Here is a 16,318-nt window from a genome sequence, read left to right as displayed (position 1 = left end):
GCGCCCCGGGGGCCCGTGTCCGTCAAGTGAACGGGGGGAGTGAACCTGTGGGTGAACCTGTGGATGGCCGGGTTAGGCCGTCCTGTCGGTGGCGGCGGTTACGCTTCGGGGCATGACCAGCCGTCCCGCAGCACCCCCTCGGGCATACCGCAGGCTCAGCGTGGAGCAGCGCAAGGACGACCTGCTTGCCGCCGCGCGGCGGCTGTTCGCGCGGTACGCGCCCGACGCCGTGTCGCTCGACCGGGTGGCGCGCGCCGCGGGGGTCTCAAGGCCGCTGGTGTACCGCTATTTCCCCGGCGGCAAGCAGCAGTTGTACGAGGCGGTGCTGCGCGGCGCCGCGGCCGATCTGGAGCGGTGCTTCACCGTGGCCGCCTCGGGGCCGCTGAGCGAGCGGCTTGCCGCGGTGCTCGACCGCTATCTGACGTTCGCCGTGGAGCACGGGGAGGGCTTCTCGGCGCTGCTCGCGGGCGGCAGCGTGGTGGAGACGTCGCGCACTTCGGCCATCGTCGACGGTGTACGACGCGCCGCGGCCCGGCAGGTGCTCGACCACTTGGGGGTCGAACGGCCGGGGCCACGGCTCGACTTGACGGTGCGCACCTGGATCACATCGGTCGAGGCGGCGTCGTTGATCTGGCTCGACGAGGAGCGGCGGATGCCGCTGGGCGAGCTGCGCGACTGGCTTGTCGACCAGTTCGTCGCGCAGCTGGTCGTCACGGCGGGGCGTGACAAGGAGACCGCGCGCGTGCTGCGCGCCGCGGCGGCCGTCGAGGCGCCCGGTGGGCGCGTCGACGCCCTGGTGGAGCGCACGCTCTCCAGGATGGCGCCTGCCACACTCGAGTCGTGAGAAGCGAGGAGACGCCGTTCGTCGGGGGGCCGCTCGACGGCCGGGTGCTGCCGGTGCTGACGGGGCCGACCGGCAAGCCACCGCGCGTGTACGAGGTGCCGGTGCCGGGCGAGGGCGACGAGCCCGACACCGTGCACGTCTACCACCTCCAGGCCGCGGGCCACACCCGCCTGCTGCGGGTGCCGCGCGGCTGGCGTTATGTCTACGCCCCCGACGCCACGCCGAGCCGGGCCCACCGCCGCAAGGGCTGACCACCCGTTCGCGCCTCCCGGCGCGCGCCCGGCGCGCGGGTGTGCGCACCATCGGTCCGCCGCGGCGAGCGCCGCGGCGGATGGGAGAGGTGCGCCCCGATGTACCGAACGACGCTGAGCGCGGCCCTCGCCGCCCTGGCCCTGGCCACCGCATCACCGGTCGCGCCCCCCGCGGCCGCCGAGCCTGGCGCGCCGGAGCAGGGGAACGCCGAGCAGGGAAACGCCGGGCAGGGGAACGCCGGGCAGGGAAACGCCGGGCCCGGCGCGAACGACACCGCCGCGCTGCTCGACGAGCTGCGGACCGCGTACCGCGCGACCGGCGAGGCGGCGGAGGCATACCGCGAGACCGAGACCCGGCTGCGTCAACAGCAGGAAGAGACCGAGGAGTTGACCGACGAGCTGGCGGATGTCCGCGGCGAGCTCGCGGAGGCGAAGCGGCTCGCGGGGGCCATCGCGCGCGAGGAGTACCGCGCCGGGGGCGGCCTCCGCCTGCCGCCCGCGCTGCTCGTGCTCCTCGGCGAGGACCCGGCGCGTTCGCTCCACGCCGGAACGGCCGTCGCCCGCGCCGAGGCCCGGGCCGCGGAGGCCGTGCGGCGCCTGACGGCCGGGGAGCGGCACGCCGACAAGCTGGCCACGGCGGCCCGCGCCGCGCTCGACGAGGAACGCTCGCTCGCCGAGGAACGGCGCGAGCAGCGCGACGAGGTGCACCGCCGTCTGGACGAGGCCGCGGCCCTGCTGGCGGGGCTCTCGCCCGCCGAGCTTGGCCCTCGCCGGGAAACGACGCCCACGACGCGGCCGTGAGCTGCCGGGCGCTGCCCGGGCGAGAAGCCGCGCGGCCGGGTGGCTCGCGGCCGGGGCGCGGCTGCCGCCGCACGGCGAGGGGCCCACCACCGGACCGTTCGCGGCTGCCGCCGCACGGCGAGCGGCGTCGCCCACCGGACCGCCCGCGGCTGCGCCGCGGCCGCCGCCGCGCGGCGAGGGCTGCGCCCCCGGCGCCTACCGGGTCGCCGGTGCCGCCTGGCGCAGCTCCGCTCGCAGCTCGGGGGTCAGGAGGTGGCCCGCGCGGCCCACGAACAGGGCCATCTGGTAGGTCACCGAGCTCATGTCCGCGTCCGGCGTCGTGTAGACGCCAAGGAGCGAGCCGTCGCTGATGGTCATCACCAGGAGGTTCCCCGTGTCCATCGCGACAAGCGTCTGGCGGACGCGGCCGCCCTCCATCAGCGTCGCCGCGCCACCGGTGAGGCTGCCGAGGCCCGAGACGACCGTGGCCAGGTCGGCCACCGCGCCCGAAGGGCCGCCGCCCGGGTGCGCGAGCCCCGGAGCCTCGTCCGACGGCTGCGAGGAGAGCAGCGGCAGGCCGTCGGCCGAGACGACGGCGACCGAAAGCACGCCTGGCACCTCCTCGACCAGCCGGGTCAGCAGCCAGCGCAGGTCGGCGCCCCCTCGGCCGCTGTTGGTGCCGGGGGCCATACGGGTACGTGAACTCATGACGGCATCCCCTCTCCGGACTCGCCGGGGTACGGGCCACCCGCCGCACCTGCCGCGTCGCGGTGGCCTTCCCTGGCGCCGCGCTGGAAGCCGCCAAGGCGGCGGCGCAGCTCCTCGGCGTCCACGGAGGCGCGCTCCCGTGCGGCGGTGGGCGGGGTGGCGGGGGTGGCGGTGGCCCGGCTGCGCAGCGGCAGGCCGCTCTCGGTGACCGGGTGTGATCCTGGGATGGTGTCGGTGGCCCGCCCGTGCTCGGGCGGCAGCTCGACCGACGGGTGCGGAAGGGTCGGGTGCGCGCCCGTGTGGTGGTCGACGGGCGCGTGCCCGACGGTCGGGACGGCGCCCGTGTGGCGGGGCGCGGGCCGGGCGACGGTGGGGACCGCGCCGGTCGAGGTGTAGGGGTCGGCCTGGTACGCGTCAGGCAGCGCCTCGATGAGCGCGCCCGGCACCACGACCTGGGCGATCGTTCCCCCGGTCGGCCGGGTGTCGAGCCAGCAGCGCAGGCCGTGTCTGGCGGCCAGGCGCGCCACGGTGTAGAGGCCCATGCCGATGCCCACGCCTGTCCCCGCCTGGTCGGCCCCAGGCGGCGGGGTCACGGGGTCGACGAGGCGGGCGTTCAGCTCGGCGAGCCGCGCGGGGGACAGGCCGACGCCCTCGTCCTCGACGGAGAACAGCAGGTCGCTCTCCACCCAGCGCGCGGTCAGCCGCACCCGGGCGCCGGTCGGCGAGAACGCCGTGGCGTTGTCAAGCAGCTCGGCCAGCAGGTGGCTGACGTCGCGGGCGGCCACGCCCACGACCCGCCCAGGAGGCGGCGGGGGCGTGGTCTCCACCAGCTCGTAACGCTCTATCTCGCTGACGGCGGCGCGCGCCACGTCGATGAGGGTCTGGGGCTCGCCAAGCTCGGCGACGGGCGGAGCACCGGCGAGCAGCAGAAGGTTCTCACCGTGGCGGCGCATGCGGGCCGCGAGGTGGTCCACGCTGAACAGCACGGCCAGGCGGTCGGGGTCGGCCTCGTGCTCCTCCAACCCCTCGATGACCGCGAGCTGTTCGCCGGCGAGGGCGAGCAACCGCTGGGCGTGGTGGGCGAACATGCCGTGCACCGCGCCGTGCAACGCCGCGAGGCGTGCCGTCAGATCGCTCTGCTCGGCGAGCAGCCGGTCGCGCTCCATGCGCAGCCCGCCGCTGTCCCGCGCGGCCTCCTCGGCCTCCCGCACGGCGCTCGTCGCCTGCTCCTGGAGGGCGACGGTGCGGGCGCGCAGGGCGTTGACCGACGCGACGACCTCGGCGAACTCGTCGTTCCTCCCGGTGTACTTGACGGGCTCCTGGCCCGCGGGGTCGAGGGCGACGCGGCGCGTGCCGAGCCGGACGGCGGCCAGCGGGCGGGTGAGCGAGCGGGCGGTCTGGACGCTCACGGCCAGCGCGACGAGCAGCGCCACGAGCACGACGCCACCCGCGAGCTGAAGCGACGTCATGTCGTCGTCGTTGAGGGCCTGGAGCGCCGCGGCCCGCTCGGCGGCGAGCGAGGTCAGCACCTCCTGCTGGCGCGCGGTGCGCCCGCTGAGCGCCTCGTGCACCGCGGCCTCGTCGGCGGCCCTGTCGTCGGCCGACAGGAAGGCGGTGTCGGTGAGCGAGGCGAGCAACTCCTCGGCCGCCGCGGTCTCTTCGCCCGCCATGGCCCGCTCGTAGGCGTCGCGCCCCGCGGGTCCGGCGACGGTGGTGAAGTCGGCGACCGCGGCGCGCTCGCGCGCCGCCTCGACATGGGCGAGCGCGGCCAGCTCGGGTGCCTCGCCGCCCGAGCGCAGCCCGGCGAGCACGAGCCCGCGGGTCGCGGAGGAGGCGTGCACGGCGCGCACGAGGTCGGGCAGCGCGTCGCCCGTGGGGTCGGCGGCCCGGTCGGGGCGCGTGCGGCTGACCTCCCTGAAGACGGCGTCGAGCTCGTCGACGGCGGCGGTGTACGCCTCGTAGGTCTCGACCGCGGTGCTCTCGCCCGCCAGGGCGCCGTCCCTGACGGCGGGCAGGGCGGCGAGCCGGTCGTGGACCGACTGCCCCGCGTCGTCGGGCAGTTGATCGATGGCGCGGTCGGTGCGCTCCCTGGCCTCGCCGGAGAGCGCGCCTCCGGCCACGCCGGGGTCGCCGTCGGCCACGGCCACCACGATCACCTCGCGCTCGTCGGCGAGCAGGTGCGAGAGGGCGAGCGCGCGGCGGCCCAACTCGGCGTCGTCCACGAGCCGCTGGGAGTCGGTCAGCCGCGCGTAGGCGCCGTGCACGGCGGGCGCGCCCGCCGCGGCCACGGCAAGACCCGTCAGCAGGACGCCCACGAGCAGCCTGCTGCGCACCCGCACGCGCCGCCTGCGAGCCGCTCGGGCCCGGGAGCCTGCCGGTGCGGAGGGAGACGGGTCGGCGGGGTCGTGCAGTGTCGTCTTCCGCACCTGTGCTCGCATTCTCGTCACGTGGGCACCGACCTTGCCAGCGACGGCGGCACCCTGGGGCCGACTCCCTCCGGCCTTACCCGAAGGAGTGAACAACACCGGGAGTTGACGGACAAGCAGGTGACCTCGCCGGGCACGTCGGGGCCCGGGGAGCCGACTGGAATTCCCCATCGGCTCCTGGCAAGATCCCTCCTCCTTGCCTGCCAGACCGCGCGGAGCGCCGGAGTGGAACGCCCTCCCCTGGCCTCGCAGGGGATGCAGGATCCCGCAACCGGAGCTGGCCCCACATTCGCTGACAAATGCCAGCTTACGGCAGAGTGATCACCATGCGCACCCAGTCCACGACCGTGCCAGGGACCCCAGGGCGGCCGAACGAGGATTACGCCGCCACCGCCGTCCCCGCCGAGGGATCCGGCGGCGCGCTGGTCCTGCTCGACGGGGTGACGGCCCGTTTCCCCGACCAGGGCTGCTCCCACGAGGTCTCCTGGTACGTCGCGCGCCTGGGCGGGGCGTTGCTCGAACTCTCCGGCTCGCGGCGGGACTTGTCCCTCACCGACTGTCTCGCGTCGGCCATCTCCCGCACGGCGGACGCCCACCGGGGGACATGTGACCTTTCTCACCCACGAACGCCGCAGTCCACCGTCGTGTGCGCGCGCTGGGACGAGGCCGCGGTGGAGTATCTGGTGCTCTCCGACTCGGTGTTGCTGCTCGGCGAGCCCGATGGCACGGTCCGCCCCGTGCTCGACACGCGCCTGGACGACCTGGGCCCGGCGGCCCGCGGGCTGCCGAGGGAGAGCAGGGGCGCGTTCGTCGAGTCGCTGCGGAACGCGCCGGGCGGCTTCTTCACCGCGGCGGCCGACCCGGCCGTGGCCGAGCTGGCGGTGACGGGCGCGGTGACCCGCGAGCGGGTGCGCGCCCTCGCGGCGGTGACGGACGGGCTCGGGCGCTGGGTGGAGACGTTCAGGCTCGGCGGCTGGCCCGAGCTGTTCGCCGCGCTCCTTACGCGCGGTCCCGAACGCGCGATCGCCGAGGTGCGCGCCGCGGAGGCGGCCGACCCCGACGGGGCGGCGTTCCCCCGCGGCAAGGCCCACGACGACGCCAGCGCCGTGGTCGTCGAGCTGTAGCGATCCTGTAGGGCGACCTGTAGGAGGATGGGCCCATGGCAGCGCACCACCGCACGGGCCAGCCCGCCGACGACGCCCTCCCCGTGGTCCTGGACCGCAGGGAGGGCCCGCACGGCGAGGTCGTGCTGCGCAGGCACGGGGAGTTGTTCCAGATCATCGCCAACGGCTGCTTCCTGATGGACACATCGGACGGCCGCTCGGAACGCCTGCTGGTGAGCGCGGCACTTGAGGCTCTTGAGGCTCCTGACGGCGAACGCCCCGCGCCGCGCGTGCTGATCGGGGGCCTGGGCGTCGGCTTCTCGCTGGCCGAGGCCGCGGCCGAGCCGCGCTGGGGCGCGATCACCGTCGTGGAGCGCGAGCCCGCCGTCGTCGACTGGCACAGGGAAGGGCCGCTGTCGGACGTGACCACCGCGGCGCTCGCCGATCCGCGCACCGAGCTGGTCGTCGCCGACCTCGTCGACCACCTGCGCGACGTGGCGAGGCGCGGCGGCGAAGGCGGCGAGGCGCGTTATGACGCGCTGTGCCTCGACATCGACAACGGCCCTGACTGGACCGTGACGCCGGACAACGAGAGCCTGTACGCGCCCGCCGGGCTCGCCGCGTGCGCCGACGCGCTCAACCCCGGTGGCGTGCTGGCCGTCTGGTCCGCCCGGCCTTCACAGGTTTTCCCCCGAAAACTGAGGGATGCCGGGTTCGCAACTGTTCGCACCAGAGAAGTGCCGGTCGTCCGGGGCGTTCCCGACGTGCTGTTTCTCGCCAGCCATCATCTCGCCAGCCGGTCCGCGTAGCCGACGGTTGATCCGTCGCTCTACGCTCTTGGAAGTGCTCATCAGCACAGGATCAGCACAACAAGAGCCAGAGACCAGCCGACTGGCACCAGGACGAATCCCGGGGGCGGGATACATGAATCAAGCAGAGACCAGGACAGCACCGATGGATCGGACCCATCAGGACAAGGCACCGTCACCGCATGGCCACGCCGACCCCACAGCGCAGGAACGGGCCGGACACCACAACGCCACGGTGACCACACCGGGCGCCCAGCGCCGCGTCCTGGTCGTCGAGGACGATCCGACCATCGTCGAGGCGATCGCCGCCAGGCTGCGCGCCGAGGGCTTCCTCGTGCAGACCGCCGCCGACGGCCCGGCCGCCGTGGAGACCGCCGCCGCCTGGCACCCCGACCTGCTCATCCTGGACGTGATGCTGCCGGGCTTCGACGGGCTCGAGGTGTGCCGCCGCGTCCAGGCCCAGCGCCCGGTGCCCGTGCTGATGCTCACCGCCCGTGACGACGAGACGGACATGCTGGTCGGCCTCGGCGTCGGCGCCGACGACTACATGACCAAGCCGTTCTCGATGCGCGAGCTGGTCGCCCGCTCCCATGTGCTGCTCCGCCGCATCGAGCGCGCCGCGGTCGCGGCGACCACGCCGCGCCCCGGCAGCGTCCGCCTGGGCGACCTGGAGATCGACCGCACCCAGCGGCGGGTGAGGGCCGCGGGCAAGGACATCCACCTGACGCCCACCGAGTTCGACCTGCTCATGTGCCTGGCCCGCTCGCCCCGCGCGGTGCTCACGCGCGAGCAGCTGCTCGCCGAGGTGTGGGACTGGGCCGACGCATCGGGCACCAGGACCGTGGACAGCCACGTCAAGGCGCTGCGGCGGAAGATCGGCGCGGAGCGCATCCGCACCGTCCACGGAGTCGGCTACGCCCTGGAGACACCGCCCGGCTTCGCCGGCGAGACGGCAGCGCGGAGTCAGGCGCCCAACGAGGTCTGAGGTGCAGGAGCAGACCAGCCATTCCCTCGTGCGCGGCATGTGGCCCATGATGTGGCGCGTGCTGCGCCCGCTCGATCCCTACCGCTCGGTCAAGGCCGCGCTCGGCTGGCTCGTGATCATCTCGGTGGCGATCACGACCCTGCTGATCCTGATGGCCTATCGCTCCGACATCGGGCTCCAGGTCATCGCGATCATCGCGATCATCGCCTCGCTGCTCGTCACCCAGTTCGTCGCGCACAGCCTCGCCACGCCCGTGCTGGAGATGACCTCGGCGGCGCGGGCGATGGCCAGGGGCGACTACGGCCGCCGGGTCAGGGTGGCCCGCCGCGACGAGCTGGGCGACCTCGCGCTGGCGTTCAACCGCATGGCCGCCGACCTCCAGGCGGCCGACCAGCACCGCAAGGAGCTGATCGCCAACGTCTCGCACGAGCTGCGCACCCCCATCGCGGGGCTGCGCGCCGTGCTGGAGAACGTGGTGGACGGAGTCTCCGAGGCCGATCCCACCACCATGAAGACGGCGCTCCGCTCCACCGAGCGCCTGGGGCGGCTGGTCGAGCAGCTGCTCGACCTCTCACGGCTCGAGAACGGCGCGGTCCCGCTCCAGCCGCGCGGCTTCCAGGTGGAGCCGTATCTCTCGGCCGTGCTGAACGACGCGACCGTGGCGCTGCGCCGCGGCCACGCGCGCACGGATGTGAGGTTCCGGCTCGACGTCACCCCCGGCAGCCTGCGGGCGCACGCCGACCCCGAACGCCTCGACCAGGTGGTCACCAACCTGGTGGACAACGCCGTCAAGCACAGCCCGCGCAACGGGCAGGTCACCGTCGTGGCCAGGGCGGGCCAGCAGACGGGCGGCCTGGTCCTCGAAGTGCTCGACGAGGGCCCAGGGATCCCGCACGCGCAGCGGGAGCTGGTCTTCGAGCGCTTCGGGCGCGGCACCACCAACGGCGTCACGCCGCATGACGGGGGCACCGGGCTCGGCCTCGCGATCGCCCGCTGGGCGGTCGACCTGCACGGCGGCACGATCGGGGTGGCCGAATCCCGTCGGGGCTGCCGGATCCGCCTCACGCTGCCAGGTAACGCGCAGGCAAACACTTGACGTAGGGTCCCCGCCAGGGGCCACTCCCCCTCGCCGCCCCGGCGCCACCACGCGCCCCGCGGCGGGGGGTTTCGTCATGCCCGGCGGCATTCGCCCAGCTCGACGCCGGTCACGACCGGTCGGCGATCAACCATTGCCAAATGGTTACTGTTCTGCGCCGAACTTGTTCCGTTTCCCGGGACATCGCGACCTGAAACCCCCGAATGAATGTGGTGTAGGCCACGACTGGTGGCCCGGGACTGCGCCGGGGGGCATGAGGGGCGTAGCCTTGATTTCCGCTGTCCATCACCACTGCGGAGCGGAAGAGGGCGGTTGCCGCCGTGTCGCCACAGTCCCCGAACACATCGAGTGCCGAGACCGACCGAGGAGCAGTGCCCAGCGCTGCCGCGGGGTTCGGCGCGAACGAATGGCTCGTCGACGAGATCTATCAGCAGTACCTCCAGGACCCCAACTCCGTGGACCGTGCCTGGTGGGACTTCTTCGCCGACTACAAGCCGGGAGGCGGCGACGCCGCCGCGGCGGACGGCCCGGGGCCGAACGGCACGGCCGTCTCGCCCCCGAAGGCGGACGCCCACCCGGCCGCCCCACGGGCGGCCGCCGCCCAGGCGCAGGAGCGGCCGCAGGCCCCGGCTCAGCCGCAGGCCCAGGCCGCGCGCCCCGCCCAGGCCCCCGCGCCGCAGCCCGCCAAGGCCGCGGCCCCGGCACCGGCGCCCGCGCCCGCGCCCGCGCCCGCCAAGCCCGCCCTCAAGACGCCGCAGCCCTCGGCCGCCAAGCCCGCCGCGGCCAAGGAGCCGGCCGAGGGCCCCGAGCTCGTGACGCTACGCGGCCCGGCCGCCGCCGTCGCGAAGAACATGAACGCCTCGCGCGACCTGCCGACCGCCACCTCGGTCCGCGCGGTCCCCGTGAAGCTCCTGTTCGACAACCGCATCGTCATCAACAACCACCTCAAGCGCGCCCGCGGCGGCAAGGTGTCGTTCACGCACCTCATCGGCTACGCCATGGTGCAGGCGCTCAAGGCGATGCCCTCGATGAACCACTCGTTCACCGAGAAGGACGGCAAGCCCACCCTCGTCAAGCCCGCCCACGTGAACCTCGGCCTGGCCATCGACCTGGTCAAGGAGAACGGCGACCGCCAGCTCGTCGTCGCCGGGATCAAGAAGGCCGAGACGCATCGCTTCTTCGAGTTCTGGCAGGCGTACGAGGACATCGTCCGCCGCGCCCGCACCGGGAAGCTGACGATGGAGGACTTCTCCGGCGTCACCGCCTCCCTGACGAACCCGGGCGGCATCGGCACCGTGCACTCGGTGCCCCGCCTGATGCCGGGGCAGGGCCTCATCCTGGGCGTGGGCGCGATGGAGTACCCCGCCGAGTTCCAGGGGACCTCCCAGGAGACGCTCAACAGGCTGGGCATCTCCAAGGTGATGACCCTCACCAGCACCTATGACCACCGCGTCATCCAGGGCGCCGCCTCGGGCGAGTTCCTGCGCCACGTCAGCCAGCTGCTGCTGGGCGAGCACGGGTTCTACGACGACATCTTCGAGGCCCTGCGGATCCCCTACGAGCCCGTGCGCTGGCACCGGGACATCGACGTCAACCACGACGACGAAGTCACCAAGGCCGCCCGGGTGTTCGACCTGATCCACTCCTACCGCGTGCGCGGCCACCTGATGGCCGACACCGACCCGCTGGAGTACCGCCAGCGCAAGCACCCCGACCTGGACATCAAGGAGCACGGGCTCACCCTGTGGGACCTGGAGCGCGAGTTCGCCGTCGGCGGCTTCGCGGGCAAGTCCATGCTCAAGCTCCGCGACATCCTCGGCGTGCTGCGCGACTCGTACTGCCGCACCACGGGCATCGAGTACATGCACATCCAGGATCCCAAGGAGCGCAAGTGGATCCAGGACCGCGTGGAGCGCCCGCACACCCCGCCCGAGCGCGAGGAGCAGCTGCGGATCCTGCGCAGGCTCAACGCCTCCGAGGCGTTCGAGACGTTCCTCCAGACCAAGTACGTCGGGCAGAAGCGCTTCTCCCTCGAGGGCGGCGAGACCGTCATCCCGCTGCTCGACACGGTGCTCGACGAGGCCGCGGGCGACAAGCTGGACGAGGTCGTCATCGGCATGGCCCACCGCGGCCGGCTGAACGTCCTGGCGAACGTCGTGGGCAAGTCGTACGCACAGATCTTCCGGGAGTTCGAGGGGAACCTCGACCCCAAGTCGATGCACGGCTCGGGCGACGTCAAGTACCACCTGGGCACCTCCGGCACGTTCACCGGGCTGTCCGGCGAGAAGATCAAGGTCTCCCTGGCCGCGAACCCCTCGCACCTTGAGGCCGTCGACCCGATCGTCGAGGGCGTCGCCCGCGCCAAGCAGGACGTCATCGGCCGCGGCGGCAAGGACTTCACGGTCCTGCCGATCCTGATCCACGGCGACGCGGCGTTCGCGGGGCAGGGCGTGGTCGCCGAGACCCTGAACATGTCGCAGCTGCGCGGGTACCGCACCGGCGGCACCGTCCACGTCGTCATCAACAACCAGGTGGGCTACACCGCCACGGCCGCCGCCGCCCGCTCCTCCACGTACTGCACGGACGTGGCGCGCATGATCGAGGCGCCGATCTTCCACGTCAACGGCGACGACCCCGAGGCCGTCTGCCGGGTGGCACGGCTGGCTTTCGAGTACCGGCAGGCGTTCAACAAGGACGTCGTGATCGACCTCGTCTGCTACCGGCGCCGCGGGCACAACGAGACGGACAACCCCTCGTTCACGCAGCCGCTCATGTACGACCTGATCGACAAGAAGCGCTCGGTGCGCAAGCTCTACACCGAATCGCTCATCGGCCGCGGCGACATCACCCTTGAGGAGGCGGAGCAGGCGCTCCAGGACTTCCAGGGCCAGCTCGAGAAGGTGTTCAAGGAGGTCCGCGAGGCCACCGTGACCCCGGCCCCCGCCGAAGTCCCCGCGCCCAAGCCGGAGTTCCCGGTGTCGGTGGAGACCGGCGTCTCCGCCGAGGTCATCAAGCGGATCGCCGAGTCGCAGGTCAACATCCCCGACCGCATCACCGTGCACCCCCGGCTGCTGCCGCAGCTCCAGCGGCGCGCGGCGATGGTCGAGGAGGACGCGATCGACTGGGCGATGGGCGAGCTGCTCGCCGTCGGCTCCCTGCTGATGGAGGGCACCCCGGTCCGCCTCGCGGGCCAGGACAGCCGCCGCGGCACGTTCGGCCAGCGGCACTCGGTGCTGATCGACCGCAAGACCGGCGAGGACTACACCCCGCTGCTCTACCTGACCGAGGACCAGGCGCGGTTCAACGTCTACGACTCGCTGCTCAGCGAGTACGCGGCGATGGGCTTCGAGTACGGGTACTCCCTGGCCAGGCCCGAGGCGCTGGTGATGTGGGAGGCGCAGTTCGGCGACTTCGCCAACGGCGCGGCGACCGTGATCGACGAGTTCATCTCGTCGGCCGAGCAGAAGTGGGGCCAGACCTCGGGCGTCACGCTGCTGCTGCCGCACGGCTACGAGGGCCAGGGCCCCGACCACTCGTCGGCCCGCATCGAGCGCTTCCTCCAGCTGTGCGCGCAGAACAACATGACGGTGGCCATGCCGACCACCCCGGCGAACTACTTCCACCTGCTGCGCTGGCAGGTGCACAACCCCCACCACAAGCCGCTCGTGGTCTTCACCCCGAAGTGGATGCTGCGCCTGAAGGCGGCCACCTCGGCCGCGGCGGACTTCACGCGGGGCGGGTTCGCGCCGGTCATCGGCGATACCACGGCCGACCCCGCCGCGGTGCGCAAGGTGGTCCTGTGCTCCGGCAAGGTGTACTACGAGCTGGCGGCCGAGCGGGACAAGCGCAAGGCGAGCGACGTGGCGCTGGTCCGCGTCGAGCGGCTTTTCCCGCTGCCGGTGGCCGAGTTGCAGGCCGAGCTGGCCCGGTACTCCGGGGCCGAGACGTTCGTCTGGACCCAGGAGGAGCCCGCGAACCAGGGCGCCTGGCCGTTTATCGCGCTCAACCTCAGCGAGCGCCTTGACGGCGTGGACGCGCTGCGCGGAGTGACGCGCCCCGCGTCGTCCTCGCCCGCGGTCGGCTCGGCGAAGCGGCACCAGAGCGAGCAGCAGGCGCTGCTCGACGAGGTGTTCACTCTGTAACGGCCACCCCGGCACGACCCAAGGGCCGGTGCCCGCCGCCTCGCGCGGTGGGCACCGGCCCTTCGCCGTCCCAGGGCGCGGCGGGCTCAGGCGAGCAGCGGCTCGAAGTCCCAGAAGGGGCGGACCCGCGAGCGGGCGGTGACCGTGTGGACATGCTGGGAGCCCAGGGTCGCGATCAGGCCCGCCAGCGCCTCCTCCTCGATCTTGTCCGCCTCCTGCCGCTGCCGCAGCCCGCGCAGATCGGTGGCCAGCGCGATCTGGCAGGACAGGTGCAGCGGGTGCCGCGGCCCGAGGAACGCGGCGGCCCGCCGCCCGGTGTCCCGGCTCAGCTCCGCCGCGCCCTCGAGGTCACCCTCGAGATTCCGCCCGGCGCTGGCGTTGAGCGCGATGCCGAGCGTCCAGGGGTGGTCGGGGCCGAGCGCCCCGGTCATGTCGGCAAGGCACTCCTCGTTGAGCAGCAGGGCCTGCTGCCGCTCCCCCGCCGCGCGCAGCACCAGCGCGTGATTCCCCAGGGCGCCGATGGTGAACGGGTGCGCGTCGCCGAGCCGCGCGCGGTAGTGCTCGACGGTGCGCTCGCCGATCGCGCGCGCCTGGTCGAGGCCGCCATGGGCGCGCAGCACGAACGCGTAGCACGTCGCGACCGACAGCGTCAGCGGCGAGGTGTCGCCGAGGACGCGCTCGGCCCGCTCAAGCAGGGAGCCGAGGCGGGCGTGCGCGGCGCCGCGGTCGCCCGTGCGCAGGTGGCACAGGGCGAGGTTCACCTCGGCGGTGAGCGTCTGGGGGTTGTCGGGGCCCAGGGTGTACCGGTGGGTCTCGACGCTCTGTTCGAGCACGGACAGCGCCTCGCCGTAGCGGCCGAGGAGGCGCAGGTCGAGCGCGAAGGCGTTCTCCGAGGTGAGCGAGAGGTTGTGCCGGGGGCGGTGCAGGTCCCTGCGAGCCTGGAGGTTGCGCCGGTCGACCTCGAGGGCCTCGGCGTAGCGGCCGAGCATGCGCATGGCGGCGGCGAGGTTGTGGCGGGCGTTGAGCGTGCGGGGGTGCTGCTCGCCGACCAGCTCCAGATAGCTGTCCAGCACGTCCTGGCACACGCCGAGCGCCTCGTCGTACCGCGCGAGCCCGCTGAGGTCGGCGCTCAGGCCCTCCTCGGCGCGCAGCACGGTGAGGTCGCGGGGGCCGCGGTGCGCGGACAGCCGCTCGATGACCAGGCGGTCGATCCGCTCGGTGGCGGCGTAGGCGCCGGTGGCGCGCATCAGCGTGGCCATCTGCGAGGCCAGGTCCCACACGAGCGGGTCGTCCTCGCCGAAGACGGCCTTCCACGCCTGCTCGGTGCGCGTGGCGAGCTGGACCCCGGCGACGTACTCGCCCGCGAGGTAGAGATAGCTGAGGCAGCTGAAGATGAGCCGGTGCATATCGGCGTCGCGGCTGCTGAGCGCGCCCGAGGCGTCGAGGTGCGGGACGACCTTGGCGAAGCGGGACCAGCGGCGGGTGTCGGAGGGGCGCCCTGGATTCGCCGCGGAGAGCGAGCGGCGCACCGCGCGCGAGAACACCTCCTGGTCGGAGCGCGACATGCCCTCGCGGACCGTCGCGTGGACCATGCGGTGCAGATGGATGGTGCCGGTGCTCTCCGGGTCGCCGCCCTCCTCCTCGGTGGCCTCCCAGCGGATCACGGAGTACTGGACGAGCTTGCCGATCGCGGCGTTCCACCGCAGGGTGTCCTCCATCAGGCCCGCCAGGCGCTCGGGGAGGCTGGCCGCGGGGACGCCGCGGACCAGCTGGACCGGGATGGCGCCCGGCGCGAAGAACGCGCAGAGCCGCAGCAGCTCGACCGCCTCGGGGACGGTCTCCCGCAGGCGGTTCAGCAGTATCGAGAACGCGGTGTAGTACGTCATCGGGAAGTCGGCCGCCACGCGCAGGCCCACCTCGAGGTCCGCGCCGTTCCCCAGGAGGGCGATGTACTCGTCCACCGACATCGTGGAGTCGCTGAGCCAGCCCGCGGTCTGGTCGAGCGCGAGCGGCAGGTCGCCCAGCGCCTCGGCCAGCCGGTCGGCCTCGTCGGGCGTGACGCGGGGCGCGCGGCGGCGGGTGAACGCGATCGACTCCTCGCGGTCGTAGACCGGGACGTTCTGCACCTCGGCGTTGTGCTCGGCCCACTCGCGGTTCTGCGAGGTGATGATGACATGCCCCGATCCGGTGGGCACCAGGTCGGCGATGGGGCCGGGGTCGTCGGCGCCGTCGAGGACCAGCAGCCAGCGGCCGTAGGGCTCGCCGCGGCGCAGCGCGTCGCCGACGGCGCGCAGCCGCTCGCCGTACTCGGGCCCCGTGGTGAGGCCGAGCGCGGGGGCCAGCTCGGCGAGCCGCTGCCGCAGGGTGCCGCGCTGGTCGGCGGGGACCCACCACACCACGTCGTACTCGGAGCCGAAGCGGTACACGTACTCGGCGGCGACCTGCGTCTTGCCGACGCCCGACATCCCGAGCAGGGTGATCACGCCCGCGCCAGGCTCGCTGGCCTGGAGCAGGTCATACACCCGCTGGAGGGTCGCCTCGCGGCCGGTGAACCGGGTGTTCCTCCGGGGGACGCCGCCCCACACCAGCGGCTGGTCGTGCGGATAGCGGGGGCCGCTCCGGCCGCCCAGGGTGCTGCTCGACGAGGCCCCACCGCCGGGGCTCTCGCCCAGCACATGGGTCAGCCGCCGCTCGGCCTCGCGGGCGCCGATCCCCCACAGCTCGGTGGTGCCGCCGAACGCGGCGGTGGCGGACGGCATCGGCTGGGAGCCGACCGAAACGGCGGCGAAGCGCTGGGCGTTGGGCGCGACGACGGCGCGCAGCGCGGCGTTCCACTCGGCGTCGGTGCGCGGCCCCAGCTTGAAGTACCAGTCGCTGAGCACCACAAGGATGCGGCCCTCGACGAGCAGCAGGTCGCGCAGCGCCACATCGAGCGGCACCTCGGCCGGCGGGTCCCAGCGCTGGAAGACCACCTGCCAACCCTGGCGCTCAAGGCGGTCACCGATCCAGGCGGCCCACGCGCGGTTGTACCCGGCGAAGCTGACGGTGACCCGTGGGCCGCGCACCGCGCTCTCCTCAGCGGTCATCCGACCGACTCCCTCGTGCATGCTGCCTGCGGCGGGCCCGACTGCGGACGGCCCGTCAGATGTCCTCTCCGGGAACATACACCGCGCC

At 73.4% G+C, this 16,318-nt stretch carries 11 protein-coding genes; 8 read left to right on the top strand and 3 right to left on the bottom strand.

Annotation, left to right across the window (positions count from 1 at the left end):
• Nucleotides 1-112: 112 nt before the first annotated feature.
• The 3 genes from DEH69_RS02850 (at nt 113) to DEH69_RS02840 (ending at nt 1,896) form a co-directional block, all read left to right on the top strand.
• Nucleotides 113-844 (top strand): TetR/AcrR family transcriptional regulator, encoded by a 732-nt coding sequence (locus DEH69_RS02850; protein WP_113685266.1) that lies wholly within the window; start codon nt 113-115, stop codon nt 842-844.
• Nucleotides 841-1,095 (top strand): hypothetical protein, encoded by a 255-nt coding sequence (locus tag DEH69_RS02845; RefSeq protein ID WP_113685265.1) that lies wholly within the window; start codon nt 841-843, stop codon nt 1,093-1,095. Before DEH69_RS02850 ends, DEH69_RS02845 begins: the two co-directional genes overlap by 4 nt.
• 99 nt (nt 1,096-1,194) lie before the next feature.
• Complete coding sequence (locus tag DEH69_RS02840) at nt 1,195-1,896, top strand: hypothetical protein (protein WP_113685264.1); 702 nt, start codon at nt 1,195-1,197, stop codon at nt 1,894-1,896.
• 195 nt (nt 1,897-2,091) lie between these two features.
• Here DEH69_RS02840 and DEH69_RS02835 read toward each other — a convergent pair whose 3' ends face one another.
• Together DEH69_RS02835 and DEH69_RS02830 are read right to left on the bottom strand one after the other, a co-directional pair.
• Nucleotides 2,092-2,583 carry a roadblock/LC7 domain-containing protein gene (locus tag DEH69_RS02835; RefSeq protein ID WP_258534386.1) on the bottom strand — a complete coding sequence of 164 codons (492 nt, stop codon included), beginning with the start codon at nt 2,581-2,583 and terminating at the stop codon, nt 2,092-2,094.
• Entirely contained in the window at nt 2,580-4,922 is a 2,343-nt protein-coding gene (locus tag DEH69_RS02830; RefSeq protein WP_181727223.1) for a sensor histidine kinase, read from the bottom strand. Before DEH69_RS02830 ends, DEH69_RS02835 begins: the two co-directional genes overlap by 4 nt.
• A 413-nt stretch (nt 4,923-5,335) precedes the next feature.
• Here DEH69_RS02830 and DEH69_RS02825 point away from each other — a divergent pair, with 413 nt between their 5' ends.
• The 5 genes from DEH69_RS02825 (at nt 5,336) to DEH69_RS02805 (ending at nt 13,144) form a co-directional block, all read left to right on the top strand.
• Nucleotides 5,336-6,133 (top strand): protein phosphatase 2C domain-containing protein, encoded by a 798-nt coding sequence (locus DEH69_RS02825; protein ID WP_113685261.1) that lies wholly within the window; start codon nt 5,336-5,338, stop codon nt 6,131-6,133.
• A gap of 35 nt (nt 6,134-6,168) precedes the next feature.
• A complete protein-coding gene (locus DEH69_RS02820; RefSeq protein WP_113685260.1) occupies nt 6,169-6,921 on the top strand; it encodes a spermidine synthase in 753 nt (250 codons plus the stop codon).
• A 235-nt stretch (nt 6,922-7,156) separates the two neighbouring features.
• The gene (locus DEH69_RS02815; protein WP_113685259.1) at nt 7,157-7,906 is read left to right on the top strand and encodes a response regulator transcription factor; all 750 of its coding nucleotides are present in this window, start codon (nt 7,157-7,159) and stop codon (nt 7,904-7,906) included.
• 37 nt (nt 7,907-7,943) lie between these two features.
• The gene (locus DEH69_RS02810) at nt 7,944-9,002 is read left to right on the top strand and encodes a HAMP domain-containing sensor histidine kinase (RefSeq protein ID WP_113685356.1); all 1,059 of its coding nucleotides are present in this window, start codon (nt 7,944-7,946) and stop codon (nt 9,000-9,002) included.
• Between the two features lie 320 nt (nt 9,003-9,322).
• Nucleotides 9,323-13,144, top strand: a complete 3,822-nt coding sequence (locus tag DEH69_RS02805) for a multifunctional oxoglutarate decarboxylase/oxoglutarate dehydrogenase thiamine pyrophosphate-binding subunit/dihydrolipoyllysine-residue succinyltransferase subunit (protein ID WP_113685258.1) — start codon at nt 9,323-9,325, stop codon at nt 13,142-13,144.
• Between the two features lie 86 nt (nt 13,145-13,230).
• Here the strand turns inward: DEH69_RS02805 and fxsT are convergent, their stop codons facing one another.
• On the bottom strand, nt 13,231-16,230 hold the full coding sequence (gene fxsT / locus DEH69_RS02800) for an FxSxx-COOH system tetratricopeptide repeat protein (protein WP_113685257.1): 3,000 nt from the start codon (nt 16,228-16,230) through the stop codon (nt 13,231-13,233).
• Nucleotides 16,231-16,318 lie beyond the last annotated feature (88 nt).

Source organism: Streptomyces sp. PT12 (assembly GCF_003311645.1).
GTDB lineage: Bacteria > Actinomycetota > Actinomycetes > Streptomycetales > Streptomycetaceae > Streptomyces.
This window is presented reverse-complemented; position numbering and strand designations above follow the sequence as displayed.